This window comes from Streptomyces sp. NPDC016562 (assembly GCF_043076955.1).
Classification (GTDB): Bacteria; Actinomycetota; Actinomycetes; order Streptomycetales; family Streptomycetaceae; genus Streptomyces.
In genome coordinates this window covers 1,234,117-1,260,639 of the sequence record NZ_JBIBRZ010000002.1, presented here as the reverse complement: position 1 = coordinate 1,260,639, position 26,523 = coordinate 1,234,117, and the positions used below count along the sequence as shown (strand labels likewise).

Genomic DNA, 26,523 nt, shown 5'->3' with positions numbered 1-26,523 from the left:
CCGGCCGAACCGGCGGTGCGATGCCCGGGAGAGCGCCCGGCACCGCACCGCCCCGACGATACGGATGCACAACCATGGCCCGACCCGTTCTCGAGATGCGGTCGATCAGCAAGACGTTTCCCGGCGTCAAGGCCCTCTCCGAGGTCAACCTGACCGTCGCCGCAGGTGAGGTGCACGCCGTCTGCGGTGAGAACGGCGCCGGCAAGTCCACCCTGATGAAGGTGCTCAGCGGGGTGCACCCCCACGGCAGCTACGAGGGCGACATCTACTTCGAGGGTGAGCCCTGCCGGTTCCGGGACATCCGCGCCAGCGAGCAGCGCGGCATCGTGATCATCCACCAGGAACTGGCGCTGGTGCCCTACCTGTCCATCGCCGAGAACATCTTCCTCGGCAACGAGCACGCCACCCGCGGCGTCATCAGCTGGCACCGTACGCTGACCCACGCGGCCGCACTGATGCGGCAGGTCGGACTCGACGAGAGCCCGCACACGCGGATCGCCGATCTCGGCGTCGGCAAACAGCAGTTGGTCGAGATCGCCAAGGCACTCGCCAAGAAGGTCAAGCTGCTGATCCTGGACGAGCCGACGGCCGCCCTGAACGACGAGGACAGCCGCAACCTGCTCGACCTGATCGTCGAACTCAAGGCGCAGGGGATCTCCTGCATCCTGATCTCGCACAAGCTGAACGAGATCGCGCGCGTCGCCGACTCCGTCACCATCCTGCGCGACGGGCGGACCATCGAGACCCTCGCGATCGGCTCCGGGGGCATCTCCGAGGAGCGGATCATCCGCGGCATGGTCGGCCGCGACCTGGAACACCGCTACCCCGAGCGCACCCCGAAGATCGGCGCAGTCGCCTTCGAGATCGAGGACTGGAGCGTCCGGCACCCGATCGACCATCGGCGCAAGGTGGTCGACGGCGCTTCGCTGCACGCGCGCCGCGGCGAGATCGTCGGCATCGCCGGCCTCATGGGCGCCGGCCGCACCGAATTGGCCATGAGCGTCTTCGGCCGTTCCTACGGACGGTGGACCGGCGGGCAGGTGCGGCTGCACGGCCGGGAGATCCGCACCCGGACGGTACCGGAGGCGATCGGGCACGGCATCGCGTACGTGACCGAGGACCGCAAGCAGCTCGGCCTCGACCTCAACGACGACATCAGCCGGAACATCTCGCTGAGCTCCCTCGGCAAGGTCGCCCGGCGGGGCTGGGTCAACCGGCACGAGGAGGCGCGGGTCGCCGAATCGTTCCGGCGGACCATGAACATCAAGGCCCCCTCGGTGTTCGCGCAGACGGGCAAGCTCAGCGGCGGCAACCAGCAGAAGGTCGTCCTCAGCAAGTGGATCTTCGCCGACCCGGAGGTGCTGATCCTCGACGAACCCACCCGGGGCATCGACATCGGCGCCAAGGCGGAGATCTACGCCGTCATCGCGGACCTCGCCGCCCAGGGCAAGACGGTCCTGGTCATCTCCTCGGAACTCCCCGAACTCCTGGGCCTGTGCGACCGGATCTACACCATGGCCGAAGGCCGGATCACCGGTGAGGTGCCCCGTGCCGACGCCACCCAGGAATCCCTCATGCGGCTCATGACCATGAGCCCCGCATACCCCGACAAGCAGGTGTGAGGCATGGCCCAGACCCAGACCACCCCCGACATCAAGCCCGGCACACGGCCCACCGGACCACGCTCGTCGGCCGGTGCCGTACTCGCCGGAGCGCTGCGCGGCAATCTGCGCCAGTACGGGATGCTGGTCGCGCTGGCGCTGATCGTGCTGCTGTTCCAGTTCTGGACGGACGGCATCCTGCTCCAGCCGCTCAACATCACCAACCTGATCCAGCAGAACGGCTACATCCTCATCCTGGCCATCGGCATGATGATCGTCATCATCGCCGGGCACATCGACCTGTCGGTGGGGTCGCTCGCCGCGTTCGTCGGGGCGGCCGCGGCGGTGATGATGGTCAAGCACCACGTGCCGTGGCCCGTGGCGCTGGTGGCCGCGCTGCTGATCGGTGCTCTGGCCGGAGCCTGGCAGGGGTTCTGGATCGCCTACCTCGGGATCCCCTCGTTCATCGTCACGCTGGCCGGCATGCTGCTGTTCCGCGGCGGGACCCAGATCCTCCTCCAGGGCCAGTCGGTGGCGCCGTTCCCCAAGTCCTTCCAGAACATCAGCAGCGGCTTCCTCCCCGAGGTCGGCCCGCACACCGACTACCACAACCTCACCCTGCTGCTGGGCCTCGTGGTGTGGGCCGTCGCGATCCTGCAGGAGGTGCGCGGACGGCGCCGGGCCGCCTCGTACGGGCTGGAGCCGCTCCCGGCCGGACTGTTCCTGATGAAGCTCGGCGCGATCACGGCGGCCGTGGTGGCCTTCACGCTGCTGCTGGCCAGCTACCACGGCGTACCGGTCGTGCTGCTGATCCTCGGCGTCCTGCTGGTCGGCTTCGGCTACGTGATGCGCAACTCCATCCTCGGCCGGCACACCTACGCCATCGGCGGCAACGAAGCCGCGGCGCGGCTGTCCGGGGTGAAGAGCAAGCGGGTCGTCTTCCTGGCCTTCGTGAACATGGGCGTCCTCGCGGCCCTCGCCGGGCTGGTCTTCGCGGCGCGCCTCAACGCCGGTACGCCGCAGGCCGGCATCAACTTCGAGCTGGAGGCGATCGCCGCCGCCTTCATCGGGGGCGCCTCGGCGAGCGGCGGTGTGGGAACGGTACTCGGCGCCCTCATCGGCGGTCTGGTGCTCGGCGTACTGAACAACGGCATGTCGCTGGTCGGCGTGGGCACCGACTACCAGCAGGTGATCAAGGGCCTGGTGCTGCTGGCGGCCGTCGGCTTCGACGTCTACAACAAGCGCAAGGCCGGAGGCTGACCTCACCCCCTACCGCACGAGGCCCGCCTACGGGTGCTCCGCCCACCGGCACCTCTCCCGGCGCCCGGGCGGAGCCGTCGCGTGGGTCTGCGCCCCGGCGGCAATCGCTCGGCAACCTTTTCGCGTCCTGCGGCGACCAGGCAGTGCACTCGACTCGACCTTCGAACGGACCGACATGCACACTGCACGGCAGGCCGCGCGGCAGCGCAGGCGCAGACACAGGCTGATCACGGGTACGGCGGTGGTGGTGACCGCCGCGGGCGTCCTCGTCTGCCTCGTGACGGCCATGCTCCCCGGCCGACAGGCCGGGACCAGGACCGGGGCCGGCACGGCCGCGACCGTCCTCGTCCAGCCGGACGCCACGCCCTCGGCCCCGTCGGCCCCCGCGCCGCCGACGGACAGCCCGCCTGCCGCGGCGACCCCGACCGCGACCCCGACCGCGGCCGCCGGTACGGCCACCGAGGCACCGCGGCCTTCGGCGGAGGCGAGCCCGCAGGCGGCCTCCGGCACGGCGCCTTCGCCGGGACGCATCCGGCCCGGGACCACCTACAAGGGCGTCGCCACCGCGTACGCCGCCGGCGACGGCAACGGCGCCTGCCTGTTCGGCCCGAGCGACGACCTCATGGTCGCGGCGATGAACACCACCGACTACGAGTCGTCCAGGGCGTGCGGCGCCTACGTACGCGTCCGCGCCGCGAACGGCGCCTCGATCACGGTCCGGATCACCAACGAATGCCCGCTGCCCTGCGCACCGGGCCAACTGGACCTCAGCCAGCAGGCCTTCGCGAAGCTGGCCGATCCCCGGCTCGGCCGCATCCCGATCACCTGGAGCCTGCTGAGCTCCCCCACGTCCGCCCCGCTCTCCGTCCGGTACAAGTCCGGCTCCAGCCCCCACTGGTGCGCCATCCAGGTGATCGGCCACCGCAACCCGGTCGCGCGGCTGGAGGTACGCACCGCCAAGGGCTGGCGCGCTCTGCCCCGCACCGCGTACAACTACTTCCTCGCCGCCGACGGCAGCGGGTGCGGCGGCGCGATGAGGATCACCGACATCTACGGGGAGCAACTGGCGGTCGAGGGTATGGCGTTGCTGCCGGACGTCATCCAACCGACCCGCGTCCAGTTCGCGCCGCACTGAGACCGCACTGACACCGTACTGGCAGGCACGCACACCGCGCCGCGGCCGGGCGCTGGTACGCTGCCGCCCGGATGTTAGCGCACACATTTTGCCGGAGGGGGCGATCGACGGACATGGTCCTCGATGACGCGTCCGCGGAGTTCCACGACTTCTTCGAACGCCACTACGCCGAACTCGCCCGCTTCGCCCATCTCCTGACGGGCGAGGCGGACGGCGCCGACGACCTGGCGGCGGACGCCCTGATCGCGCTGTGGCAGCGCTGGGACCGGATGCGCCAGGCCGAGCACCCGCTCGCGTACGCCCGCGGCGTGGTGGCCAACCTGGTACGGTCACGGATCCGCAGCGCGGTGCGCGAGCGCCGCCGGATCGCCCTGTTCTGGTCCCGCGGTCAGGAGCCGTCGGAGGGACCCGACGTGGCCGCCGCGGTGGACGTGCGTACGGCTCTGGCCCGGTTGCCGTTCCGCAAGCGGACGTGCGTGGTCCTGCGGCACGCCTTCGACCTGTCGGAGAAGGACACCGCGCTGGCCCTGGGAATATCGGTCGGTACGGTGAAGAGCCAGACCTCGAAGGGGATGGCCGAACTGGAACGGATGCTGGGCAGCACGGGCGCGGCCGGGGAACTGTTGGCGGGAAGGAGGAGCCGGTGAACGACGAGCTCACCGGGCGGCTGCGCGCAGCCGCCGAGGCCCACCAGCCCGACCGCGCGCGCATCCTGGCCCGCGTGGAACGCGGTATGTCCGGCGCCCCCGACCGCCATCGCGAGTCGTCCGGCGCGAGGCCCTGGCCCAGGGTGGCGCTCGCCTCCCTCGCCGCGGTCAGCGTCCTGGCGGTCGGTGGTTTCGCCGTCGCCGCCATCGTCCAGTCCCCGCCGGCCCGGCCGGACGTCCCGGCCACCCCCGCCGCGCCGGCCACGCCCTCCGGCCCGCCCGCGTCCGCGTCCGGGAGTCCCCGCTCCACGCCGTCGGCGCCCGCGACCGGCGGCCCGACCGCGCCGGACCGCTCCTCCCCTACGAGCCCGGGCCCCTCGGCGTCGGGCGGCGCGGGCTCGGCCCGGCCCGACGGCGCGCGCCTCCAGGACGGACCCCTGTCGTCGGCCGGCTCACTGAACCCGGGCGGAAACGCGTACTGGGCGCAGAGCGACATCACCCTCAAGACCACCCAGCCGCTCACCGCGCTCACCGTGGAACTGCGCGTCGCGCAGACCGGCGGGGTGCAGAGCACCGGCAGCTGGCGGACGCTGCCCGCCGAGGACTTCACCGTCACCGTGCAGCAGGAGGCCGCGGCCGTGGTCTACCGCTGGGTCCTCAAGCCGGGCCGCACCGTCCCGGCCGGACAGCACGTCTTCGCCGGGCAGTACAACCACGCCGCCGGCGAGCGGGAGGCCGGCCACGACCGCTACCGCGTCGACGCCAACGGCGGCCGCGGCGCGCTCTCGGTGTGGGGCGGCTTCACCCCGGCGCGCTGAGACCGTACCCCTGGCCTCGGTGACCCCCTCGGCGAGCGGCGGTATCCAGGGGGCGTCAGAACGAGCCGAGGTACGCCTTCGTGGCGCGTGCCTCCGTCAGGATGAGCCCCGCGCCCGAGAGGACGAAGGCTACGACGAAGCCGGTCAGTTGGTTCTGCGCCTGGCTGGTGGCCAGGTCCGCTTGAACCACCATGGAACCGATCGCGATGCAGGACAGGCTGCCCGGCACCACCAGCAGCTGGCTCAGTCGGGGGCCCGCCTCCGGCTCACCCGACAGCAGTCTTGCTCCGTTGCGCACCAGGGCGACGCCGAACGGGATGACGAAGGCACAGAGGAAGACCAGCCACCCCACCTCACCGAAGGAGCTCAGGCCCCACAGCATTCCGGCCACTCCGGCGCACCCCACTACCAGCCCGCACGCGATGCCGAGACTCCCCGCCGCCGTGGCGGTGGCGGGGCGACGCCGCGCACGGGGACCGGAACGAGCGCCACGGCGCGCGGGAACGGGGTGGTGTGACATGAACCGACCTCCTGAAGATGACGGGGCCGCAGGCCCTCAAGGGCGCCACGTGGCCACCAAGGTGAGCAGGACGAGGGCGCCCGCCGTGAGGAGCAGACACCCCTTGTGCGCGCCCGGGCCGCGCCGCCGGGTCTCGATCTGACCGGCCGGACACACTCCGGGGTGCTTGCGGGCGTAGTGCTCCACCTGCCGGCGCAGCCCCTCGGAACGATCGACCCAGGGCGTCTTGTAGGTGCACTCTCCGCACCAGAAGCGGTTGGCCACATCGCCTCCTCGCGGTGACGTCCATCAGGGCACGGGCCCCACGATGTTCTCGGCCAAGGTTCTTGTACAGGTCAACCACCCGGCCATTGGTGACCGGCGGCCACGGGTAGGCTCGCCGCCGTTCACACTGGGCGATCAAGGGGGGTGATCGATGACCGAGGACCTCGGCACGTTACTGCGCAAGCTGCGCGACCAGGCGAACCTGACGCAGGAGCAGGTGGCCGAGCGGTCCGGGGTCAGCGTGCGCACCATTCGCCGGCTGGAGAGCGGCGGCTCCACCAACCACCGGATGGGGACGGTGAACCTGCTCGCGGACGCGCTCGGCCTGGAGGACCGGGACCGTCCGCTGCTGGCGGCCGCGCTCACCAGCTCGCCCACGGGACCCGAGGAGGCCGGGGCCGACCCCGGTCCCGGCGACCGCGACGGTGTGTCCATACCGAAGCCCGCACCCGAACCCACGCCCACCGCCCGGCCGCCCGTCCACCCCGCCCTCGCCGACGCCGCGCAGGAGCTGGCGACGGAGGTCCGGCGCCGCTGGCGCCGCGAGGAGGCGCAGCGCCGCGTCCACGACCCGTTCCCCCTGCCCGTACGGTGGAAGCCGGCGCCCGCCGCGCTGACCGACCGGGCGGAGAACATCCGGCGCCTCGGACCGGGTGAGACCGCGCGTGAGGTGGATCTGTGCGGGGACCTGCGGAGCTTGGCCGAGGTCTACCTCAAGATCCCTTCCGGGCGACTGGTGATCCTCGGCCGGGCCGGCTCGGGCAAGTCCATCCTCACCATCAGGCTCGTCCTGGACCTCATGGACACCCCCGCCCCCCACCGCCGCGTACCGGTCATCTTCAGCATCGGCTCCTGGGACCCGACCACCACGGCCCTGCGGGACTGGCTGATCGGCCGGCTGCTGCGCGACCACCCGCACCTGGCCCGCCGCAGCTCCGGCGGGGCGACGCTGGCCTCCGTACTAGTCGACGCCGACCTCATCCTGCCGGTCCTGGACGGGTTCGACGAGATCGCCGAAGGGCTGCGGCGCGAGGCCTTGGAGGCGCTCAACGCCACCTCCTCCCCCCTCGTCCTCACCAGCCGGCGCGACGAGTACGCCGAAGCGGTCCGGGCAGCGCACGCGCCGCTCGTCTGGGCGGGGGGCATCGAGCTCACCGACCTCACCCTCGACGACCTCGCCGACTACCTCCCCCGCACCACGCGCACCGTCCCGGCCGACGCGGACACCCCGCCCGGCACCGGCTCGCCGTGGGACGCGGTCCTCACGGAACTCCGCACGGGCCGGAGCCCCGCACACGCGCACCTCGCCGCGGTGCTCACCACCCCTCTCATGGTCATCCTCGCCCGCACCCTGTACAGCGAGACCCCCGACCGGGATCCCGCCGAGCTCCTCGACACCACCCGCTTCCCCACGGTGAAGAGCCTGGACGAACACCTGCTGGCCGGTTTCGTGCCCGCGGTCTACCGGCGCCGCGCACCGGAACGGGACGCGGCCGGCCGACGGCCCAGGACCCCGTACGCGGACCCCGCCCGGGCCGAGCGGTGGCTCGGCCACCTCGCCCACCATCTGGTGCGCCTCGACCGCGAGCGCCAGGACCTCGCGTGGTGGCAGCTCGGCGATTCGCTGTCGCTTCCGGCGCGCACCACGGCGTTCGTGCTGGCCACCGTCGTGTGCGTCACCTTGGCCGACTGGCTGGTCGGCCTGCTCCTCGCCCCGCTCTCCCTCGGCGAACTCCTCTTGCAGGGCAGCCTCATGGGCCCCGCCGCCGGCCTCGCCTTCGGGGCCGTCTACGCGATGGCGGACAGGTCCGGCGGCGGAGCGGCTCTGGAACCGGCCCGCATCCGGCTGACGCTGCGCGCCCCGCACGAGGGTCTGGGCCGCCGGCCCCTGCGCACGGTCACCGCCCCCTTCGCGCAAGGCCTCGTCGGCGGCACGGTGATGGGCGTCGGATGCGGGCTCGCCCTGACCCTCGGACGCGCGCTGGCCGCGGGGACCTCCGTCACCGACGGGCGCGTCGTCGAAGGCACCCTGATCAACATGCTGGTCTTCGGGCTGGTCTTCGGCGTGGCCGCCGGTCTCGTCTTCGGGCTCATGGCCACGCTCGAAGTGCGCGTGGACGTCACCGCGGCGGCCACCCCGATCAGTCTGCTGTCCTCGAACCGTGCGACGGCCGGCCGGCAGTTCCTCATCCTGGCCCTGGCCTTCACCCTGGCCATCGCCGTCTGCGGGTACCTGATCGTCCAGCTGCTCCAGGAATCGTTCCTGGGCCCGCTCAACTGGGGTATCCAGGACAGCCTGTTCATCGGCGCGGTCAGCGGCCTGGGCGGCGCGGCCTCCTACGTGCTCGTCTTCACGGCGTGGGGGCGCTGGATCGTACTGGCGCGCGGCTGGCTGCCCTTGGCCGGGCGGCTTCCCTGGAACCCCGCCGCGTTCCTGGACGACGCCTACGACCGGGGGGTGCTGCGCCAGACCGGGGCGGTGTACCAGTTCCGCCACGTCCGGCTCCAGCACCACCTCGGACGCGCGTTCCGCAGCCGGCACCGGGACTTCGAACCGGCGTCGTTCGCGCCCCCTTCGGACAGCACGCCCTGACCGCGGGAACGGAGCGTCGGGCGCCGCGGTTAAGGGCGCGGGCGCGGGTCCTGCGACCGCCGGTCACCAATGGCCGGTGGCGTGGCCTGTCGGCCGGGCGGGCCGGGACATCACCATCGGGACGTCCGGCTCGCGCCAGCTCACCGCGCCGGAGCCTCCTCGACGAAGGACTTTCCCCATGACGTTCCTGCGCCTCACCTCACTGGGCGCGGCACTCGCGCTCACCGCCCTGACGGGCGTCGGCGCCGCGCACGCCGCGACGCCGGCCGCAGCCCCGGCCGCAGCAACAGCCACAACCCCGGCCGCATCCGCCTCCACGCCGGTGATCACCGGCCCCTCGGCCTCCGCCGCTCTCCCCGACTTCAGCGACGGCTTCGGTCTGTCCCTGGTCCGCGAGGACACGCAGGTGAACGGCCCCGCCGACTTCACCCTCACCGTCACCACCCCGCAGCTCTCGGGGAAGCACCCGATCCGCATCCTCCTGCCCGCCGCCTACGACTCCGAGCCCGAACGCCGCTGGCCGGTCACGTACTTCCTGCACGGCGGTGGCGGCAACGTGAACGACGTCGGGGCGGCTCCGGCGCTGCACTCGGACTCGATGATCACCGTGGTGCCCGACGGCGGGATGAAGGGCTGGTACGCCGACTGGCTGATGCAGAACACCGCCGAGGGGAAGGCGAACTGGGAGACCTTCCACCTCACCCAGGTCGTCCCGTTCATCGACGCCCATCTCCGTACGCGCGCCGACCGCGCCCACCGCGCCGTCGTCGGCCTGTCCATGGGCGGCTACGGCTCCCTGCACTACGCCCAGGCCCGGCCCGATCTGTTCGGCCACGTGGCCGCCCTGTCGGGGGGCGTCGACTTCGGCATGTGGGAGGTCCGCGGCGCCGTCCTGGCCACCGAGCTGAACCTCGCGGGCGCGTGGTGCGCGGTGCGCAGCTCGTCCGGATCCGGCTCCGGCTCCGGCTCCGGCTCCGGTAACTGCGCGGGCCACGGCCCCTACGTCGACAGCGACGCCATCTTCGGCTCCCCGTACCCGTTCTTCGACGCCGACCGGGTGTGGAAGGCGGTCGATCCGGCCGCGCCGGTCAACCTCGCCAAGCTCTCCGGAACCGGCGTCACGCTGTACACGGGCGACAACGACATCGTCGATGCCCAGACCGCCAAGGCCTCCCACACCGTCAAGGCCCGCCTGGACGAGCTGGGCGTTCCCAGCCGGCTCGTCGACTACGGCGACGGCACGTCGCTGGCCCCGACCTGTGACGGCGGCCACCACTACGGCTGCTGGGCCCCGGCGTTCGCGGACTACGTCCCGCGCCTCGAAGCCGCCTTCGCCGCGGCGGGCTGAGCGCACATGAGCCACGACCAGCCCGAACCGTACGACCAGCAGCCGCCCCGGCACGAGCCCGGCCCGTACGGCCAGCAGCCGCCCCACCACGCGCCCGGAGTCTTCGGGCCGCCGCCCGAGCCCTCCGGCCCGCCGTACGGCCGGCAGGGCTGGGGCCCGCCCCAGCAGCCCCACCCGTTCGGCCAGGGCCCGTACGGCGGCGCACCGGGTCGCCTCCCCGGTGACTTCCCGGGCGACTTCCCGCCCCCGCGGCCGGCCCCGAGGAGGAAGACCGGCCTGATCGTCGCCGCGGTGTTCGCCGGCCTCGCGGTGATCGCGGGCGGCGCGTACCTCCTGCGCGCGGGCGGCAGCGACGGGGCGGACGACAGCGAGGTCAGCGCGGACAGCAAGGGCTACCAGCTCGTCGCGCCGGAGTCGGTCGACGCGTACAAGAAGACGGGTACGGGCAGCGCGCCGGCCGAGTTGAACGCCGAGCAGAAGAAGGAGGCCGCGGACGCCGGCGTGAACAACGCCCGTGCGGTGTCCGGCCGGTACAACGCGCCGGGCACCGACCCCGCGCAGATGGGCGGCAGGCGGCTGAGCTTCGACGGCCTCTACGGCGACATCGCCGACCCCGCCACGGCGCTCGACCACTACTTCGCCCACGTCACCAAGAAGGGCTTCAAGGGCGACGGGAAGGCGCGGGGGCTCACGATGGAGCGCATCGGAAGCCCCCTGGCCGTCAAGCCCGCCGGTTTCGAGGGCGCGCTCATGAAGTGCCAGGACGTGAAGGTCACCCGTGACAAGGAGGCCGGCGCGCCGAAGGACGGTGCTGCGGAGTTCCAGTTCCCGGTCTGCGCCTGGTCCGACCACTCCACTCTCGCGGGTGTCAACGTCTTCGAGTTGACGCAGTCGATGACCGGCGGAAAGGGCGCCTCGCAGGAGGAGGTCGCCGCGCTGGCCGCCGAGCTCTACAAGACGGCGCGCAGGAAGGCCTGACCCACGGGGCGAAGGGGGCCCGGCCCCAGGTGACCGGCCGGGGCCCCTTCGGCCGGGCCCGCTTCAGCCGGGCCCGCTTCAGCCCGGCCCGCTTCAGCCCGGCCTGGCTCACCAGCCGACCGTCGGCGCCACGTCGAGGATCGGCGGGAGGCGGCCGTCGTCGTCGAGGTTGACGAAGGTCCTGCCGTAGAGGGCGAACGACGTGCCCAGCCGCAGGCCCCGTAGGACCGTCGACTCGCCACGCGGCTGCCCGGTGCCCGGGTCGAGGTGCCAGAGGTGGACGTACGCGCCCTCCGTGACCACGGCGATCCGGCCGCTCCGGTCGGCGGCCAGAGTGCGGACCCGCCAGTCGTGGTCGAAGGCACGGGTCCACAGGCGGCGGCCGTCCTTCAGGGAGAAGGCCGCCAGGACCTCCCGCTTCTCCCTCTCCCAGACCGGCGCGTACAGCACCTCGCCGACGACCAGCCACTCGGTGACGTCCTTGGTCGGGAGGTACGCCCCCTCCGACCGCGCGCTCTGGCGGCCGGACCCGTCGAAGACCAGCAGGCGCCCGTCGCCGACGGCGGCGGCCGGGGAGGCCGACACGATGCGCGGGGGCTCGGGCCCGACCGGCATCGGGAACCGCCAGGCGAGGGCGCCACTGCGGGCGTCGAGCGCGAACAGCTCGACGCCCTGGTCGGTCCGGGCCAGGAGCAGGACCCGGTCGGGGCCGGCGACGACCTCCGACGCGACGGCGCCCGCGGGCAGCGGGGAGCGCCACGACTCGGCACCGGTGACCAGGTCGTGGGCGAGCACGGCGTCCGCGGTCGCCGTCACGGCCAGGGAGCCGCTCGCGGACGGCCGGCCCACGAGTTTCGGGATGTCCTTGGTCCAGCGCTGCTCGCCGGACGTGACGTCCACCGCCATCAGCCGGTTGCCGCAGGTGCTCTCCGCGGTGGTCACGGTGAGCAGGCCGGTGCCGGAGGGGGCGCCGCTGCTCATCGCGCACACCGCGCCGCCGGGCGGGGCGGGGAACCTCCAGCCGCGGCGGCCCTCGCCGTTGTAACCGGTCACGGCGTCCGCGCGGCCCCGGATCACGAATCCCGTCGCCGGGGTCCCCTGCCAGGAGCCGATCGGCCTGTCCGCGCCCGGGCCGTCCGGTACCTGGTACGAGAAGAGGTCCATGTGCGGGCCCCTCAGCCACGAGAAACCGAGCCAGCCCGGCCACAGCGCGACGAGCGCGACGGCGACCGCCGCGACCCAGCCGACGGCGGAGCGGTACCCGCGCCCCTGCACGGCCGACCACCACAGGCCGCCCGCGGCGAGCCCGGCGACCATCGTCCACAGCACCAGCCATCCCAGCCCGCGCGGGCAACCGCCGGAACCGCACACGACGTTGGGCGACATGTCCACGAAGCTCAACTTCAGGCACAGGACGGCGTACATCACCGCGACGGCGCTGAACGCACAGGCCGCGGCGAGCCGTACATGGTCCCGGAGCCGCTTCACGAGCGACGGTGACGCGTTCATGATCTATACCCCCCGGCCCGAAGCCTAGCCACGATCCGGCCCACCCGCGCGCCGACCCCTGCCGGGGTTTCGGGCGGGTCCGGCAGCGGCAGCGTTGAGGTCCTGCCTCAGGGCCCGGGCTTGCGGTGGCGTCCCGTACCGGGGGCCAGGGGGTTGGGTCCCCTGACGCGGCCGGTCACCTCGTCCTGGCCGGCGGCCTCGTTTCCCGGCGGCGGGTTGAGCACCCGGCGGGCCGCCGCGTAGTCGTCCACGGGCATGACCGGCTGCCAGGCGAAACCGTCCCACTCCAAGATCAGGCGCGGGGCGTCGGGGTCGACGTGGGCGGCGCGCTGCGGGCCCGTGCCCAGGGTGACGGCCTTCAGCTCGCCCGGCTTGCGCAGCCGCCCCTGGCGGCGGGCGGCCCAGCGTTCGAGGGGTTCTTCGGTCATGGTCGTACCTCCGTGAGGGGGCAGCACCTTACCGAAGCCGGACAGCACGCCGCGCCCTTGCACCGACGGTAGGCGACTAAGAGATCGAGTCGTTCATCGAGTCGGCATGCCGCCGTGAGGACTTTTTACGACCATGGCCAGTGACCCAGCGGCAAGGTAATAGTGATCCGGGAAGTACTCGATGTGCTGGTGTCCGCCGTCGTCCATCTCCGCGATCGACTGAAGTTCCTCGGCGAGAGCCGTCAAACCCGGCCGGTCACCCTCGATGCGCAGAGCGCCGCGCTCCAGCTCCACTCCGATGTGGACACCCGGTCCACTGGTGCTCACCACCTCGACCGAAGCCAGTTCCGTACCGCCGAAGCTCGGTTCAGCCGAGGCGGTGGTTGCCACGCTGCCCTTCCCCGCGGCGAGGGCAAGGGCCAGGGCGACGAGTTCCGCCGCACTGCCCGAGACGTCCAAGCCTTCATCGGGAAAGAACAGAACCCTCATCCGCCACAACCCTTCGGTTCCACAACAGCAGACTCGACGATCAAAGCCGTTGCCCCTGGCCCACCGGGCACCCCCGGCTCAAGGCCAACCGCCACGGACGTTACCCGCCGCTCGACGAACCCCAAGCAGGACCCCCCGCCTTGGAGACCCGCCCCGAGACGCTCGCGGCCCCTGACCGGGGGTTCTTGGGGTGACCGGCCAGGGATGGCCGGTCGCCTGGCCTGGTCCGGGAATCCCGGGGCGCCCTAACTTCCAGGTGTCCGCCCGGACGGCTCACCGCGTCCAGGGCCCGCTGAACGACACCGACACAGCGAGGAAGCGATCATGTATCGACCCCTGAGGACGACCGCGAGGTTCCTCATCGCACCAGCCCTGGCACTGGGCCTCTTATCGCCCGTCCTCGCCGCCGCGCCGGCCGGTGCGGCCACGGCCGGCGCCGCGACGGCCGAAGCCGCCACGTCCGACCCGTACACGTTCACCAATACGGACGGCACGCTCAACGCCACGGGAAACAGCGACGGTAATCAGATATCCGTCACCCCCGACGGCACCAATTACAAGGAATGGCGCCTGATCAAACTCAGCGCGCCGGGCCAGTTCAACATCGCCAGCACCGCCTCGGGAAAGTGCATCTACGCCACACAACCCGCCACCCAGAAGTCCTGCGGCCAAGACGGCCAGCAGTGGCATTTCCGCCCCGTCGACGGCAAGCCGAACACCTTCGGGATCACCCGCCGCGACGACAGCACCGGCACCGAGTACTGCATGGACAACCGGGGCGGCCTGCACCTGTGGGGCATCCTGGCCCAGCCCAACGTCTGCAACGGCAGCGCGAGCCAGCAGTGGACGATTCCCGCGTCCAAGGCGGCCGAAGCCAGGAGCCTCGCCCTCGACTACTACGCGGACCTCTGCGCGAGGCGGACCTCCACCTGCTCGTGGACCCAGCGGTCCGAGGGGCCTCCTGAGGCCCTGCCCCGCGTGAAGGCCTCGTCGGTCTGGTTCAACGACACCTCCGACAAGGTCAGCCAGGTCTTCACGACCATCTACCACTCCGGCTGGACGCAGTCCTTCTCCTCCTCCGTCGGCACCTCCTTCGGCGTCTCCGTTCCCGTGCAGGCCATGGTGTCCGCCCAGCTGACCGCAGGCGTCACCTACACCTCCGACTCCACCACCGTGAACGGCGTCATCGTCACCGTCCCCGCCAAGAACTACGGGTGGGTCGACTTCGCCGCCGTCGCCAAGAAGGTCACCGGCACCTGGACCTTCAACACCGACAACCAGCCCTGGACCACCGAGGCGACGGTGACCGTGCCCGTCGTGAACTCGACGGCGGGCTCCACGATGTACGTCGCCCACACCGGCCTGACGGCCCCCGTCGGCGACACCAGCCCGGCGCAGGCGCTCCCCACCCAGACGTTCGCGACCACCACCCGCACGAAGCTCGACCTGCCCGCCGGCACGCGTCTGACGTCCACCGCGGACGGCGCCGACCTGTCCGACGGTCAGGGCAACTCCATCATGCGGATGCGGCCCGGCACCGTGACCGACACCAAGGGCGTCACGCGCGCCTACAAGCTGACCATCCAGGGGGACACCCTGACGCAGACCATCGAAGGCGCCCCCGGTGAGACCGTGGAGGGGACCGAGTACCCCTCCTCGGTCACCGTAGGCCCGGGGTCCGTCCCCGACCAGTCGCTCAAGGCCGGGGCGCGCACCGCCCAGAAGACCCTGCGGCTCACGCAGGCCATGGATGCCATGGACGCCATGGATGACGTCGGTGACGCCTGTGCCCGGGCCGAGGGTCACCGGTGCTCCGACGCCGAGAAGAAGGCGTACGAGGAGAAGCTGAAGAAGGCCGCCGAGTGGGACGCCTGCGTGGGCAAGATGGCGTTGGGCACAGCGATCGTCGGAGCCTTGGGGGGCGGCCTGACAGGCGTCGGCGCCATCCCCGGCGGCGTCCTCGGCATGCTGGGGGGAGCAACCGCCGGCATGGTCGTGTGCAGCCTCTGAGCCGACTCCGTTCGGCCGCGGCGCCACGGCGGCCCCTCTCCACACGATGACCACTCAGTTCACTGACCGTAGGGCCCCGTACGTCGCTACGGGGCCCTACGGCCTTCGCCTGCTGGGGGTCGCCGCGAGCTCGCTCAGCCGGTCGGGCGCTGCGGGGCGCTGGCCACACCCGTTCCCCGGCCGCTGAGCGTGGCGTCCAGGGTTTCCTGCGCGGTGCGCATCGCGTCGGCGTACTTCGGCTCGGACATGCGCTTCCAGGCGAGGTCCGGTGGGACGTTCTCCACGCGACTCATGACCCACCAGATGTTGCCGAACGGGTCCTGCACTCGGCCGCCACGGTCCCCCCAAGCGCTGTCGGCGATCTCAGTGATCACCCGTGCCCCATGGGCGACAGCAGCCGTCATGGCGGCGTCCGCGTCCGGGACGTAGACCCGCAGAAGCGAGGGCATGACCGGCCAGTCGGGCCGTCGGTCGAAAGCCAGCACGACCGTGTCGCCGATGCGGAGCTCGCCGTGGCCGATGGTGCCGTCCTCGACCGCCACCCGTGCGATCTCCTCACCGCCGAACGCGGCGGTGAGGAAGTCCAGCAGTGCCCCCGTATCGTCGGTGACCACCCACGGCGCAACGCTGGTGTAGCCCTCGGGCGCGGTGTGACTCATCGGTCTCATCCTTCCGGTGGTCTGCGTGATGTCGTGATGACGTGACGTGAGGACAGTAGAGACCATCTAGGACAGATTCCGGCCTCCGTGAGTCTTCGCCCCTGGACCGCACAATCTCCGGAACCCGGGCACCCATTTCCACTCTCCTGCGCCACCTCCAAGGCATCCTCGGAACATGACCGAGAACGAGATCAAGCTCAAGGCCATTGCCGCCCTGACGGCTCTGCGCGCCGACGTCGACGAGGGCCTCGTCTCGGATCTGCTGGGCGAGGTCATCCCGGACCAGTTCACGGTTCCGGCCGGAGCGGGCCCCGAGGAGGTCGGCTTCGCCGTGCTGAGTCAGCTGTCCGAGCCGCTGAGCGCCCTGGTCAGCGGGTTCATCACCGCCTTCGAGGCGGTCGCGGACGCCTACGACGAGACGGGCGCCGAGCCGCAGACCGAGGGGATCCTCCAGGAACTGGCGCTGCGGCTGGCCGGCGAAGACCTGGGCTGAGCAGCAGACTTCGGGCTTGCCCCCTCTGCCGTCAGGTCATGGGAGACCTCACAGCGGCCTTGGCCGCCGCCCTCCCAGAACCGGGTCCGGGCTCCTTCACGAGGCCCGGGGCGGCGGCGTAGGGAATGATGGAACCGAGGAGCATGTGCCATAACCGCGCGCGCCGCAGGACGATCGCGAGCCCGCTGGAGGTACTGATGCTGACCACCCCCGTATGCCGCCTGCTCGGTGTCGACGCCCCGATCGTCTGCGCGGCCTTCGGCCCCTGGGACGAGGTCGACCTCGCGGCCGCGGTGTGCCGGGCCGGTGGGCTCGGCAGCCTCGGCACCGCGGTACGGCCCCTTCCGGAACTGCGGGAGCAGTGGGCCCGGCTGCGGCGCCTGACGGACCGGCCGTTCGCGATCAACCACACCAGCCGCCCCCTCGACGAGGAGGCCTTCCAGGCCACGATCGAGGAGCGGCCGGCAGCGATCTCCTTCCACCTGGCGGTGCCGCCCGGCCTGATCGCCCGCGCCCACGACGCCGGCATCCTCTGGATCCAGCAGGTCTCCAGCCGCGGTCAGGCCGAAGAGGCCCTGCGCGCCGGAGCCGACGTGATCGTCGCCCAGGGCGGCGAAGCCGGCGGACAGGGCGGGGAGGTCTCCACGATGGTGATGGTCCCCGACGTCGTCGACATGGCCGGCGAGGTACCCGTCCTCGCGGCCGGCGGGATCGCCGACGGCCGTGGCCTGGCCGCGGCGCTGGCCCTGGGCGCGCAGGGCGTACTGATGGGGACCCGCTTCCTCGCGTCGGAGGAGATGAGCGTGTCGCAGGCGTGGAAGAGCCGCATCGTGGAGTCCGCCGCCTCGGACGCGGTCAAGGCCGTGGGCAGCGAGCGGATCCTGCCGCCGTTCAACCTCCCCGGCAGCGCCGGCGTGCCGCGCTGCCTTCGTACCCCCCTGGTCGACGCCCTGCGCGAGCACCCCGAACAGGTCGACCCCGCGCAGACCGTCCCCCGCGTCATGGCCGCGATCCTTGCCGGCGGCGGCGAGGAGTACCTCCCCTTCACCGGCCAGTCGACCGCCCTCGTGCACGACATCCTGCCCGCAGGCGAGGTCGTCCGCCGGACGCTGCGGGAAGCCGAGGCGGCACTGGCGACAGCGACCCGCGCCATCGCCCCGGCGCCATGACTCTCCCCGAGGCGGCCGCAGGCATACAACTTCTGTGGCGGGAGATGATGAAGAGGAGGGAGGGAGCCGGGTTCCGAGGGACTTCCGGATCACATGCGGGCAGCGCGGAAGGAGGCCCGTCGCCATGGCCGCCACGTCCTTGCTCGATCGAAGCCGCTGGACGACAGCGCTCGATGAGGTAACCGAATCCCATGCCGGGGAGCTCGTCACCATCGAAGTGCTGGACCCGGAGATGGGGCACCAGTACGAGGCGGAGCGGCTGCCCTTCTCGTATCTCAGCTATGACCCGAAGGACGACGTGGTGATCGTCGCCGTGGGCGGGCAGTCCTCGCGCTACCCCGTGTCGCTGCGGCACATGGTGCGGCGGCCCAAGGCGATCGACGTCGCGACGGTCGGCGTCCCCGAGGCGGCCGTCCAGGTCCTGGACCAGGAGGACACGGCCACCTTGATCACCTTCTTCCCGGCCGCGCCCGGCACGCAGTCCTGATCCCGTGGCTGGAGATCGCCATGGCCGCTCATGAGCAAGGCCGGTCCGAGAGGCAGCACGTCCGCATCGTCGCCGTCGAGGGGCGCCGCGGTGTGCGCGTTCGCGCTCGTCAGGCCCCTGCCGATGACGTCCTCGTCGGACGTCGTGCACGTCCGCGGGGCCGGCAAGCAGGTCCGCAGGGCCTGCACCAGACGGGCGCAGAACACCTGATCACATTCGAGGCCTGAGCGCGGTCACCGGGCCGACCGAGCCGCCTCCGCGTCCCGGGGTACCGGGCCCAGGCTCACCGGCTGGTGATCTGGAGGGGGTGGGACGTGCTCGCCGCCCTGGGGATCCGCACGATGAGCCGCGGTCAGACCGCCGCCGCCGACTCCCTTCCGGCCTCAGCCGCAGGATCGGCGCCCTGCCCAACCGTGCTGCGGAAGGCGGCCATGCAGCGGGCGCAGTAGCGTTCCGCTGTTCCTTCCGAGATGAGCGCGGTGACCGTCGACGCCTGCGGCAGCACGTAGCCGCAGAGCGTGGTCGTGGTCTGCCGCTTGGCGAGGACGTGCCACAGCGTTTCCGATCGTTCGGGGGTGAACTCGGCGCGCATTTCGTACATGGGCCGTTCCCTTTCTGCCGTGGCGGCCGGATCAACCGGCCGTCCCTGACCATGAGAGCGCCCCTGCTCCAATGAGGCCAACGGACGTAGGCCAACAGAGGGAAATCGACCTTCGGCAGGTTTGCCGGGCAGCTCGCCCCTCCGGCACCCGAATGGCGCCCTGAGCTGCTGCCCTCCAGGCGACAGGTCCGTCTCCTCCGTGGCGCGCCTCGTCTTGAGGCCGCCTCCCGCACCGGCAGGATGACCCCGCCAGACGCACGGCCCGGCGCAGGGCAACTGGCAGCCGGAGGACACCACCATGAAGACCGCCTTCGAGACGGCGATCCAGCACACCGCACACACGGTCATGGTCGCCGCCATCGGGGACCTGGACGCGGCCGCCGAACCGTCCCTCCGCCGTGTGCCCCACGCCGTGCCGACGGGGACGACCGTCGCCTTGATCGACGTGCACGGGGTGCCGTTCATGGACTCGGCCGGCCTGTTGCTCCTCCTCGACCTGCACCGGCGCCTGGAGCTCGGCGGCCTGCGCGTCCTGGTGGTGGGGTGGCAGCCACAGCCGCAACGCCTCATGAGCCGCGTCGCCGGTCTCCCCGCAGACGGCGACGGACCGTACGCCGTCCGGCACAGCGCCCTCGTCGGTTTCCGCCGCATGATCCAGCAACGGACCGAGCACCAGCGGACGGCGGCCGACCGCGCGAAGACTCCCCCGCTGCCCCCGCTGCCCCCACTGCCCCCACTGCCCCTGCGGTAGCCGCATCAGCCCGAAAGGAGACTGTCCGGGAGGTGGGGTTCCAGGGCGCTCAGCGCCTCGTGGGGATCGGGGTCCGAGACGGCCAGGCGGCTGAAGGGAGCCGAAGCGCCGAGCTCGACGCACAGGACCGGCCCGCCGGGACGGACGACCACGAAGTCCTTCAGCTGTCCGACGTGCCGCACGCCGGTACATCGCCGCGCCGGTATCCAGGTTCCCCTGCCGCAGGTGCCCCGCAGCGCACGCCACCAGTCGGGCTGAACGTACACACGGCGCAGCGCGGAGAGGGGGACCCGCACCTCGCGGGAGCGCGTGAGGACCTTCTCCCACCACGACAGGCACACGACGATCTCGGCGCCCCGCACCACTATCCGTGCCATGGGGGGACTCCTTTCGCCGGGGCTCTTCCGGCCACGGCCGTGACCCCGGACGGGCAGACGGCGTTGTCACCTTGCCGGAGCAGCGCACCTACCCGGGCTGTCCTGCTCCGGCTCCCTCCAGGCCCCGTACGCGCTGCCACCACCCAAGGGTTCCAGCGGCCGTCGGAACCGGCAACCGATTGCTCCGGTGGCCCCGGTTTAGCCGACGACAGTGCGGACAGGGGCCGAATACCGGGAGCAGGAAGCGGTCCTGGTGGCGGCTTCTCGTTCGACCTCCCGGTCGCATGACATGGAGGTGTCGACAATGGCGCTGCCCATCCGGCGCGGAGGCGGTCTTTCCGAGCGGCTGCGGCCGTCGTGGGACCCGTTCCGGGATTTCGAGAACATGTGGGGTGAGATGGGCCGGCTGCTGGAACAGGCGGCTGCCCCGGCAGCCACCGTCGGCGGCGGCCAGTGGCTGCCGATGGCCGAGGAAGAAGAGACGGACGACGCGTACGTCGTGCGGATGGAGCTGCCCGGCGTACCCGGCGAGAACGTGAACATCGAAGTAGACGACAACGAACTGAGTATCAGCGGCGAGGTCTCCGAGGAGCACCGGGGCAAGGTCCTCTCCCGCAGGACCGGCAAGTTCTCCTACCGCACCAGCCTGCCGGGCACGGTCAACGCCGACGAGTGCGACGCTGACCTCACCGAGGGACTGCTCACGGTTCGTGTTCCGAAGGCGTCCGAAGGCAGGCGGCACAAGATCGAGCTCAAGAGCAAGGGCTCCAAGAGCATCGAGGGAACGCAGGGAATGCAGGCATCCCAGGAGAGCCAGGGAGCCCAGGGAAGCCGGCAGGCCCAGGGAAGCGAGAGCGCTCAAGGCATGCACACGGCGACCGAGACCCCTCAGAGCATGCGGGGCACCCAGGGATTCCAGGAGCCCGGCCGCCCGTCGGGAACCCGCACCACTGAAGGAGAACAGGGTTCGACGGGTCTGGGTCTTACGGGGGACATGGCGTAAGGAAACCGCCGCGCGAGAAAACCGGGCGCAGAGGGCCTGGCGGATCGCGGAGGAATCCGCGGTCAGGAACCCTCAGGCGCCCGGCAGCGCGTCCGGCTCGCGGCCCTCGACCTGGTAAGTCTTCGTCCAGGTACTGCCGCACTTGCAGCGGTAGGTCTCGACCAGTTCCCCGACAGCAGACACGTTCATGCCGTCCTTCACGCGGACGTGTATGTGTTGATCCATGCCGGTACCTGCTGTTCTGTCGGGTGGCGATCCGCCCAGTCTGGGCGCCCCAAGGACACGACGCAATGCCCGTCCGATAGACGGACAACCGGCAAATATCGCCGCCGGGGGCACCGCATCAGGGATCAGGGAGCGCGTCGTCGCCGAGCCGACCGTCGTGGTGCCTGAGGACGGTTCGGACGAGGCGTCGCAGCGTTTCCGGGACGGGCAAGGCGTCGGCCTGTTGACGGAGGACGAATTCGACGAAGTGGTCGAGTCCGAATGCGCGGCCCGCCCGGTATCGGGCCTCGGTGATGCCACCGCGCTTGCCCGGGCCAGTACACCACCCTGATCGCCGGGTGGTCGAGCGCTTCGCGGCGCCAGTCGCCGCGGCGATGGACAAGACCCGGTGGAGGCGGCCCCAGGCTGCCGGGGCAGGCAGGAGGTACGCGCCCTTAGGGAGTAGACATCGAGGTCGCAAAACCCGACCCGGCGGTGGGGTACAGGCTGTCATTGGGACGGTGGCCCTTCTCCTCGACCAGCCTGCGGGTCAGCACCGCGCGCCACCGGCAGGACTCAGCGGTGCCGTGCGAAGCCTCGCCCCACAGGACTCCCCCTACAGCGCGCTGCGCAACCAGCTCCTCCCCGCTGACCCCCGGGACCGGCCGGCCGGTTCGACCAGCTCGGCCGCATGGCCTGACCGATCCATCTCGCTCACCCCACGGCCGCAGGCACGCAGCCCGGGGACGTGCCTCCCGATTCGTGCAGCGCCTGCCCAGGCCCTTTGCTCCCAAGCGGGACGACAGGCGGGAAGCTCGGCGGGTCACCACGACACTAAGACATCGTGTCCTATGTGTCCGGCGGACGAGTCGCTTGTAGCAGCAGACGGCGGTGGCAAGGCCGAGAAAGGCCAGGTAGTTGCGGGGATGACGCTCGTAGCGGTGGTTGAGCCGACGGTAGCCGGTCAGCCATGACGTGGTCCGCTCGATCACCCACCGACGGCGGCCGAGCCGCTCTGATGACTCGATCACGGTCGGGAGCGCAGCGAAGATCAGTGACGGAGTGGGCAGACGGAGCCTGCCGATTGCCCTGGCAGATAGGCGGCCCGTTCTTGCGAGGTCAAGTCGCGGTTGACGGCACGGCAGATCTTCTGGATCGCTGCGGCGGGGTGGGGGAGATCAACGGCCCACAGGCGCGCGGTGTAGTCCAGGCTGGCCGTGGCGAGCACGTGGCCGTCCGGGCTGAAGGCCGCACCGGCCACGGGAAAGCTGTGTCCGGTAAGTGTGAAGGTGGCTTTGCCGGAGCGGCTGTCCCACAGCCGTGCCGTGTGGTCGCTGCTGGCTGTGGCGAGGACCCTGTCGTGGGGGTGGAAGGCCACGGAATAGACCTCCTGAGTGTGTCCGAGCAAGGTGGTGCGGGTCTTGCCCCGGTCCGTGTCCCACAGCCGGGCTGTCTGGTCGCCGCTGCCGGTCGCGAGGGTTTTCCCGTCCGGACTGAATGCCACCGACCTGACGCGGCCGTTGTGTCCCCGCAGAATGTGGAGGGTGCGGCGTGTGTCCACGTCCCAGATTCGGGCCGTGTAGTCATAGCCGCCGGTGGCGAGGGTCTTGCCGTCCGGGCTGTAGGCGACCGCGAGCACGTAATCGGTGTGTCCCTTCAGGATGTGGCGGATCTTGCCGCTTTCCGTGTCCCACAGCCGAACCGTCCGGTCGGAGGCGGCGGTGGCCACGGTCTTGCCGTCGGGGCTGAACGCCACCGCGTTCACAGTGTTCTCGTGTCCCGCCAGGATGTGGCGGATCTTGCCCGTCTTCACGTCCCAAAGCCGCGCCGTGGTGTCGAAGCTGGCCGTGGCCAGGGTTGCGCCGTCGGGGCTGAACGCTACCGAGCTGATCTGGTTGGAGTGTCCCACCAACGGCGGGCGGGACGTACCGGTGGCCACGGTCCATAGCCGTGCGGTGTTGTCGGCGCTGCCGGTGGCCACGGTTTTGCCGTCCGGGCTGAACGCCACTGACGACACCAGATCCGTGTGCCCTGTCAGTGCAGTGCCCGTCAGCTTGGGGTTCACGTCCCACAGACGCACGGTGTGGTCGCGGCCGACACTGGCGAGGGTTTTGCCGTCCGGGCTGAACGCTGTCCGAAGCACCTGGTCGCTGTGCCCGGTCAGGGAGGAGATCGGCGCGGCGGTCTTCGGATTCCACAGGGTTACGGAGTAGTCCCCTTGGTAGCCGCTGCCGCCGGTGACCAGAGTTCGGCCGTCGGGGCTGAACGCCACCGATTCGGTGACGGTGCCGATTTCGGGGCCAGGCCTGCCGGAGTCCACGTCCCATACCAGAACGACGGCGTCGTTGAAGGCGCTGGCGAGGGCCTTGCCGTCCGGGCTGAACGCCACCGCGTTCACCGGTGCGGTGTGTTGCTTCAGGATGCGGGGGGTCTTGCCGGTGTCCATGTCCCACAGCCGAACAGTGTTGTCGCCGCTTCCGGTGGCGAGGGTCTTCCCGTTCGGGCTGAACGCCACCGACGTCACGAGGCGCGTGTGTCCCCTGAGGACGGCACCCGCCTTTTGGTCCTTCAGGTCCCACAGCTGCACGGTGTCGTAGCTGGCGGCGGCAAGGGTCTTCCCGTCGGGGCTGAACGCCACCGAGGTCACCCCGCTTTGGTGGCCTGTCAGGCTGGCGAGATGCTCGCCGGTGGCCACCTTCCACAGCCGCACCTCTGCCTCCCGGCCGGCGGTCGCGAGAAGACTGCCGTCGGGACTGAAGGCCACGGCAAACAGCTGATCGGTGTGTCCCTTCAGGGTGTGGCGGGTCTTGCCGGTGTGCACGTCCCACAGCCGTGCGGTGTTGTCGAGACTCCCGGTGGCGAGGGTTTTGCCGTCGGGACTGAAGGCAACGGCATCCACCGCTTGGGCATGCCCGGTCAATCGGCGCTGCAGGGGGAGGGAGGAGGCAGTTCGAAGGCTGTGGAGGGCTTCGGCAGTGGAGCTCGTCCGGTACGCCTGGACAGCCAGAAGTGATGCGAGTTCGGGGTTCGTCTTGCTGATCGTGTCCGACTGGGCGGCCAGCTGACGGGACAACGCGGCCTGTCTTTGCGCGGCAGCCGTCTGCCACTGCCACAACGCTCCAGCGCCGGCCAGCAGCGCGAGCACCAGCAACGTGGCCAGCACGGTGATGAGGCGTTTGCGCCGCTGAGCAGTCGCCTCTTGGCGCTGCCGGCTGGCGGAAAGGAACGACGCGATGTCGTCCGGCAGGCGCCACTGCTGGGACCGGGACCAGTCCATGCCTTCCGCCAGCGCCGTCCCCGCCAGGAGGTCGCCCGGATCGCGCATCTCGGCCCAGCGCACCTGTCGTGCGCGGGTTCGGTCGAGCCACTCATGGAACTCGTGATCCTCGCGCACCCACTCCCTCAGTACACCCCAGTCCCGGATGAGCGCGTCGTGGATCAGCTCCGCCACCGGCTCGCCCGGAGGCGCGTCGGGGCGTTGGGGATCGCGAGGCCTCTGCGTGGTGATGATGCGATGGCGGGCGAGAGTGGCGATGACGGCATCGACGTCACCGTCCGGTGACCTGTCCGGGCCGACCGCCAGGTTGCGCAGCTCGTCGAGGGGCACCTGAGCGCGGACGGGGGGAATACGACGACTGCGGTCTGCCGGGCGCACCAGGGAGGTGAGGATGTGCCTCGCGATGTCCTGTTGACCGGAAGACAGCTGCCCAAGTGCGCTGTCGCACCACGTGGTCAGGCTTCCTGTGACCCCACCGATGCGTCGGTATCCCTCGTGGGTGAGGAAACCGTCCTTCCGCCTGCGCCACAGCTGGTCGAGCGTCAACTCCAGCAGCGGCAGCACGGTGACCGGAGCCCGGCGGAACGGCGTCCCTTCGGGGCTGCTCGCCAGGATGTCGCTGATGATCTGCTCCGGCAGACCGGGCTGGAAGTGAAGTCCTACGGCCCGCGCGGGCTCCACGATGATCTCGTGGAGGTCGTCCGCGCCCAGCTCGCCGGGCACATTGAGGAGACCGGGTGTCGCTGCTGCCAGCAGCTGCGGAGCGAGAGCGGCCAGCTGGTGGTAGAAGTCGTCGCGCATGACCAGAAGCACGCTGAGCGGGCCGTGCTCGCCGACCGCCGCCGTGAGGTCGTCGATCACGGCCAGGAAGTCCCGGGGCCGGCCGCCGGCGCCCTGAACGAGGAGCTCTTCGAACTGGTCGATGACCACCAGGACGCGCTGGTGATCGGGCTCATTCGCCAGCCTGTCGGCAACCGCAGCGCAGATCCCGTCACTCGCTGCCCCCGGCAGTCCGGCTCGCTCGATCTCCGCCGGCAGGTCCTGCCGGGGCCGCGCCAGCACCGGCAGCCACCGGTCGCCCCCCGGCACCTCCCCCTCACTCAACGCCTGCAGCACGCCGGCCTGGACCAACGACGACTTGCCTGAACCGGACGGCCCCAGCAGCAACGTCAGCCGCCGGCCCGAGGCCAGCTCCGCCAGCACTTGCCGTACCGCCTCGCCACGCCCCCGGAACCACTGGGCATGCTCCGCCGTGAAGGGCTCCAGACCCCGGTAGGGGCAGACTTCCTGTGCCGCCAGCCCCGGGCGTACCTCACGCAAGACCTCGGTCGGGGTGACGTACGCGATGTTCTGCCCCCGCGCGAAACCGTCGGGAACCGTGATCTCGGTGACCATGCCGACGACCAGGCCGGTCATCTCGTCCAAGACGGGCCCGCCGCTGAAACCGGTCGTGAGATCGTTGGCTTCGGTCAGCTGAAGGAGCGATTTCGTATTCTGGGAGGCGGGCAGCAGATCACCCACCTTGCCGAAACCGAGGTGGCCGTCCCGCTGTGCCTGGGCCGGAAAGCCGAACGACCGGACACGGTGGCCGCCACATCCCTCGGCAGAACCCAGTGACAGCACCCGCGTACCCGGTGGTGTTTTGCGCATCCGGATGAAGGCGACGTCCTCGGCCTCGGGTGCACGCCACTCCTCTACGCGCCCCTCCAGCCCGTCCGCACCGGCCACATGAGTGAAGGTCACCCGCAGCAGCTGGCCCGGCCCGGCTCCGGCCGTCCGGACCACGTGCGCACACGTGACCAGGACATCCTGGGTCACCAGGAAGCCCGCACCCGCCACCTCTCCGTCCGGCCCGAGGATCTGCGCCACCGCTGTGGGCAGATCCGACGGCGTACCGCCCTC

24 protein-coding genes and 2 pseudogenes are annotated in these 26,523 nt (G+C 71.1%); 14 read left to right on the top strand and 12 right to left on the bottom strand.

Annotated features, from left to right (window positions below):
• The first annotated feature begins 74 nt into the window (after positions 1-74).
• The 5 genes from mmsA to ACF059_RS13300 all read left to right on the top strand — a co-directional run bounded on the left by mmsA (position 75) and on the right by ACF059_RS13300 (position 5,461).
• Positions 75-1,622, top strand: a complete 1,548-nt coding sequence (gene mmsA / locus ACF059_RS13320; RefSeq protein ID WP_392055581.1) for a multiple monosaccharide ABC transporter ATP-binding protein — start codon at positions 75-77, stop codon at positions 1,620-1,622.
• Positions 1,623-1,625: 3 nt separating this feature from the next.
• A complete protein-coding gene (gene mmsB, locus ACF059_RS13315; RefSeq protein ID WP_392055578.1) occupies positions 1,626-2,861 on the top strand; it encodes a multiple monosaccharide ABC transporter permease in 1,236 nt (411 codons plus the stop codon).
• 175 nt (positions 2,862-3,036) lie between these two features.
• Positions 3,037-3,996, top strand: a complete 960-nt coding sequence (locus ACF059_RS13310; RefSeq protein ID WP_392055575.1) for an expansin EXLX1 family cellulose-binding protein — start codon at positions 3,037-3,039, stop codon at positions 3,994-3,996.
• A 113-nt stretch (positions 3,997-4,109) separates the two neighbouring features.
• On the top strand, positions 4,110-4,643 hold the full coding sequence (locus tag ACF059_RS13305) for a SigE family RNA polymerase sigma factor (protein WP_360896960.1): 534 nt from the start codon (positions 4,110-4,112) through the stop codon (positions 4,641-4,643).
• Positions 4,640-5,461 (top strand): hypothetical protein, encoded by an 822-nt coding sequence (locus ACF059_RS13300; protein ID WP_392055572.1) that lies wholly within the window; start codon positions 4,640-4,642, stop codon positions 5,459-5,461. Before ACF059_RS13305 ends, ACF059_RS13300 begins: the two co-directional genes overlap by 4 nt.
• 55 nt (positions 5,462-5,516) lie before the next feature.
• Here the strand turns inward: ACF059_RS13300 and ACF059_RS13295 are convergent, their stop codons facing one another.
• Together ACF059_RS13295 and ACF059_RS13290 are read right to left on the bottom strand one after the other, a co-directional pair.
• On the bottom strand, positions 5,517-5,852 hold the full coding sequence (locus ACF059_RS13295; RefSeq protein WP_392055569.1) for a hypothetical protein: 336 nt from the start codon (positions 5,850-5,852) through the stop codon (positions 5,517-5,519).
• A 165-nt stretch (positions 5,853-6,017) separates the two neighbouring features.
• Positions 6,018-6,245: a hypothetical protein gene (locus ACF059_RS13290; RefSeq protein ID WP_392055566.1), complete on the bottom strand. Its 228-nt coding sequence runs from the start codon at positions 6,243-6,245 to the stop codon at positions 6,018-6,020.
• Positions 6,246-6,396: 151 nt separating this feature from the next.
• Between ACF059_RS13290 and ACF059_RS13285 the strand changes: the two genes are divergently transcribed.
• From ACF059_RS13285 to ACF059_RS13275, 3 genes are all read left to right on the top strand, one after another.
• Entirely contained in the window at positions 6,397-8,838 is a 2,442-nt protein-coding gene (locus ACF059_RS13285; RefSeq protein WP_392055564.1) for a helix-turn-helix domain-containing protein, read from the top strand.
• 178 nt (positions 8,839-9,016) lie between these two features.
• A complete protein-coding gene (locus tag ACF059_RS13280; RefSeq protein WP_392055561.1) occupies positions 9,017-10,186 on the top strand; it encodes an alpha/beta hydrolase in 1,170 nt (389 codons plus the stop codon).
• A gap of 6 nt (positions 10,187-10,192) precedes the next feature.
• Positions 10,193-11,164, top strand: a complete 972-nt coding sequence (locus tag ACF059_RS13275) for a hypothetical protein (RefSeq protein WP_392055558.1) — start codon at positions 10,193-10,195, stop codon at positions 11,162-11,164.
• A 108-nt stretch (positions 11,165-11,272) separates the two neighbouring features.
• Here the strand turns inward: ACF059_RS13275 and ACF059_RS13270 are convergent, their stop codons facing one another.
• The 3 genes from ACF059_RS13270 to ACF059_RS13260 form a co-directional block, all read right to left on the bottom strand.
• Positions 11,273-12,673: a PQQ-binding-like beta-propeller repeat protein gene (locus tag ACF059_RS13270; RefSeq protein ID WP_392055555.1), complete on the bottom strand. Its 1,401-nt coding sequence runs from the start codon at positions 12,671-12,673 to the stop codon at positions 11,273-11,275.
• Between the two features lie 107 nt (positions 12,674-12,780).
• Positions 12,781-13,101 carry a DUF6087 family protein gene (locus ACF059_RS13265; RefSeq protein ID WP_392055552.1) on the bottom strand — a complete coding sequence of 107 codons (321 nt, stop codon included), beginning with the start codon at positions 13,099-13,101 and terminating at the stop codon, positions 12,781-12,783.
• A 93-nt stretch (positions 13,102-13,194) separates the two neighbouring features.
• A complete protein-coding gene (locus ACF059_RS13260; RefSeq protein ID WP_392055549.1) occupies positions 13,195-13,590 on the bottom strand; it encodes a hypothetical protein in 396 nt (131 codons plus the stop codon).
• A gap of 324 nt (positions 13,591-13,914) precedes the next feature.
• Between ACF059_RS13260 and ACF059_RS13255 the strand changes: the two genes are divergently transcribed.
• Positions 13,915-15,600 carry an RICIN domain-containing protein gene (locus ACF059_RS13255; RefSeq protein ID WP_392055546.1) on the top strand — a complete coding sequence of 562 codons (1,686 nt, stop codon included), beginning with the start codon at positions 13,915-13,917 and terminating at the stop codon, positions 15,598-15,600.
• Between the two features lie 134 nt (positions 15,601-15,734).
• Here ACF059_RS13255 and ACF059_RS13250 read toward each other — a convergent pair whose 3' ends face one another.
• The gene (locus ACF059_RS13250; RefSeq protein WP_392055543.1) at positions 15,735-16,268 is read right to left on the bottom strand and encodes a VOC family protein; all 534 of its coding nucleotides are present in this window, start codon (positions 16,266-16,268) and stop codon (positions 15,735-15,737) included.
• Between the two features lie 166 nt (positions 16,269-16,434).
• On the opposite strand from ACF059_RS13250, the gene ACF059_RS13245 reads away from it, so the two are divergent.
• The 3 genes from ACF059_RS13245 (at position 16,435) to ACF059_RS13235 (ending at position 18,408) form a co-directional block, all read left to right on the top strand.
• Positions 16,435-16,752 carry a hypothetical protein gene (locus ACF059_RS13245; RefSeq protein ID WP_392055541.1) on the top strand — a complete coding sequence of 106 codons (318 nt, stop codon included), beginning with the start codon at positions 16,435-16,437 and terminating at the stop codon, positions 16,750-16,752.
• A gap of 143 nt (positions 16,753-16,895) precedes the next feature.
• Complete coding sequence (locus tag ACF059_RS13240; RefSeq protein WP_392055538.1) at positions 16,896-17,921, top strand: NAD(P)H-dependent flavin oxidoreductase; 1,026 nt, start codon at positions 16,896-16,898, stop codon at positions 17,919-17,921.
• Between the two features lie 124 nt (positions 17,922-18,045).
• Positions 18,046-18,408 (top strand): DUF5335 family protein, encoded by a 363-nt coding sequence (locus tag ACF059_RS13235; RefSeq protein ID WP_392055535.1) that lies wholly within the window; start codon positions 18,046-18,048, stop codon positions 18,406-18,408.
• A 352-nt stretch (positions 18,409-18,760) separates the two neighbouring features.
• Here ACF059_RS13235 and ACF059_RS13230 read toward each other — a convergent pair whose 3' ends face one another.
• Positions 18,761-19,009 carry a hypothetical protein gene (locus ACF059_RS13230; protein ID WP_392055532.1) on the bottom strand — a complete coding sequence of 83 codons (249 nt, stop codon included), beginning with the start codon at positions 19,007-19,009 and terminating at the stop codon, positions 18,761-18,763.
• A 298-nt stretch (positions 19,010-19,307) separates the two neighbouring features.
• Here ACF059_RS13230 and ACF059_RS13225 point away from each other — a divergent pair, with 298 nt between their 5' ends.
• Positions 19,308-19,760 (top strand): STAS domain-containing protein, encoded by a 453-nt coding sequence (locus ACF059_RS13225; protein WP_392055530.1) that lies wholly within the window; start codon positions 19,308-19,310, stop codon positions 19,758-19,760.
• Between the two features lie 5 nt (positions 19,761-19,765).
• Here ACF059_RS13225 and ACF059_RS13220 read toward each other — a convergent pair whose 3' ends face one another.
• Positions 19,766-20,137, bottom strand: a complete 372-nt coding sequence (locus ACF059_RS13220) for a hypothetical protein (protein ID WP_392055527.1) — start codon at positions 20,135-20,137, stop codon at positions 19,766-19,768.
• Positions 20,138-20,441: 304 nt separating this feature from the next.
• Between ACF059_RS13220 and ACF059_RS13215 the strand changes: the two genes are divergently transcribed.
• Positions 20,442-21,140: an Hsp20/alpha crystallin family protein gene (locus ACF059_RS13215; protein WP_392055523.1), complete on the top strand. Its 699-nt coding sequence runs from the start codon at positions 20,442-20,444 to the stop codon at positions 21,138-21,140.
• Between the two features lie 72 nt (positions 21,141-21,212).
• On the opposite strand, the gene ACF059_RS13210 is transcribed toward ACF059_RS13215, so the two are convergent.
• The 4 genes and pseudogenes from ACF059_RS13210 to ACF059_RS13195 form a co-directional block, all read right to left on the bottom strand.
• Positions 21,213-21,365, bottom strand: a complete 153-nt coding sequence (locus ACF059_RS13210) for a hypothetical protein (protein WP_392055520.1) — start codon at positions 21,363-21,365, stop codon at positions 21,213-21,215.
• A 133-nt stretch (positions 21,366-21,498) separates the two neighbouring features.
• A pseudogene (locus ACF059_RS13205) lies at positions 21,499-21,663 on the bottom strand (stage II sporulation protein E); the annotation flags it as partial.
• Between the two features lie 535 nt (positions 21,664-22,198).
• Positions 22,199-22,372, bottom strand: a pseudogene (locus tag ACF059_RS13200) (transposase); the annotation flags it as partial.
• A gap of 23 nt (positions 22,373-22,395) precedes the next feature.
• Positions 22,396-26,490, bottom strand: coding sequence for a trypsin-like peptidase domain-containing protein (locus ACF059_RS13195; RefSeq protein ID WP_392055517.1), 4,095 nt, complete (start codon positions 26,488-26,490; stop codon positions 22,396-22,398).
• Positions 26,491-26,523: the final 33 nt, after the last annotated feature.

Bases quoted from the DNA above. Each gene is read 5' to 3' on its own strand.
- mmsA (WP_392055581.1), top strand. From the start codon at position 75: ATGGCCCGACCCGTTCTCGAGATGCGGTCGATCAGCAAGACGTTTCCC.
- mmsB (WP_392055578.1), top strand. From the start codon at position 1,626: ATGGCCCAGACCCAGACCACCCCCGACATCAAGCCCGGCACACGGCCC.
- ACF059_RS13310 (WP_392055575.1), top strand. From the start codon at position 3,037: ATGCACACTGCACGGCAGGCCGCGCGGCAGCGCAGGCGCAGACACAGG.
- ACF059_RS13305 (WP_360896960.1), top strand. From the start codon at position 4,110: ATGGTCCTCGATGACGCGTCCGCGGAGTTCCACGACTTCTTCGAACGC.
- ACF059_RS13285 (WP_392055564.1), top strand. From the start codon at position 6,397: ATGACCGAGGACCTCGGCACGTTACTGCGCAAGCTGCGCGACCAGGCG.
- ACF059_RS13280 (WP_392055561.1), top strand. From the start codon at position 9,017: ATGACGTTCCTGCGCCTCACCTCACTGGGCGCGGCACTCGCGCTCACC.
- ACF059_RS13275 (WP_392055558.1), top strand. From the start codon at position 10,193: ATGAGCCACGACCAGCCCGAACCGTACGACCAGCAGCCGCCCCGGCAC.
- ACF059_RS13270 (WP_392055555.1), bottom strand. From the start codon at position 12,673: ATGAACGCGTCACCGTCGCTCGTGAAGCGGCTCCGGGACCATGTACGG.
- ACF059_RS13265 (WP_392055552.1), bottom strand. From the start codon at position 13,101: ATGACCGAAGAACCCCTCGAACGCTGGGCCGCCCGCCGCCAGGGGCGG.
- ACF059_RS13260 (WP_392055549.1), bottom strand. From the start codon at position 13,590: ATGAGGGTTCTGTTCTTTCCCGATGAAGGCTTGGACGTCTCGGGCAGT.
- ACF059_RS13255 (WP_392055546.1), top strand. From the start codon at position 13,915: ATGTATCGACCCCTGAGGACGACCGCGAGGTTCCTCATCGCACCAGCC.
- ACF059_RS13250 (WP_392055543.1), bottom strand. From the start codon at position 16,268: ATGAGACCGATGAGTCACACCGCGCCCGAGGGCTACACCAGCGTTGCG.
- ACF059_RS13245 (WP_392055541.1), top strand. From the start codon at position 16,435: ATGACCGAGAACGAGATCAAGCTCAAGGCCATTGCCGCCCTGACGGCT.
- ACF059_RS13240 (WP_392055538.1), top strand. From the start codon at position 16,896: ATGTGCCATAACCGCGCGCGCCGCAGGACGATCGCGAGCCCGCTGGAG.
- ACF059_RS13235 (WP_392055535.1), top strand. From the start codon at position 18,046: ATGGCCGCCACGTCCTTGCTCGATCGAAGCCGCTGGACGACAGCGCTC.
- ACF059_RS13230 (WP_392055532.1), bottom strand. From the start codon at position 19,009: ATGTACGAAATGCGCGCCGAGTTCACCCCCGAACGATCGGAAACGCTG.
- ACF059_RS13225 (WP_392055530.1), top strand. From the start codon at position 19,308: ATGAAGACCGCCTTCGAGACGGCGATCCAGCACACCGCACACACGGTC.
- ACF059_RS13220 (WP_392055527.1), bottom strand. From the start codon at position 20,137: ATGGCACGGATAGTGGTGCGGGGCGCCGAGATCGTCGTGTGCCTGTCG.
- ACF059_RS13215 (WP_392055523.1), top strand. From the start codon at position 20,442: ATGGCGCTGCCCATCCGGCGCGGAGGCGGTCTTTCCGAGCGGCTGCGG.
- ACF059_RS13210 (WP_392055520.1), bottom strand. From the start codon at position 21,365: ATGGATCAACACATACACGTCCGCGTGAAGGACGGCATGAACGTGTCT.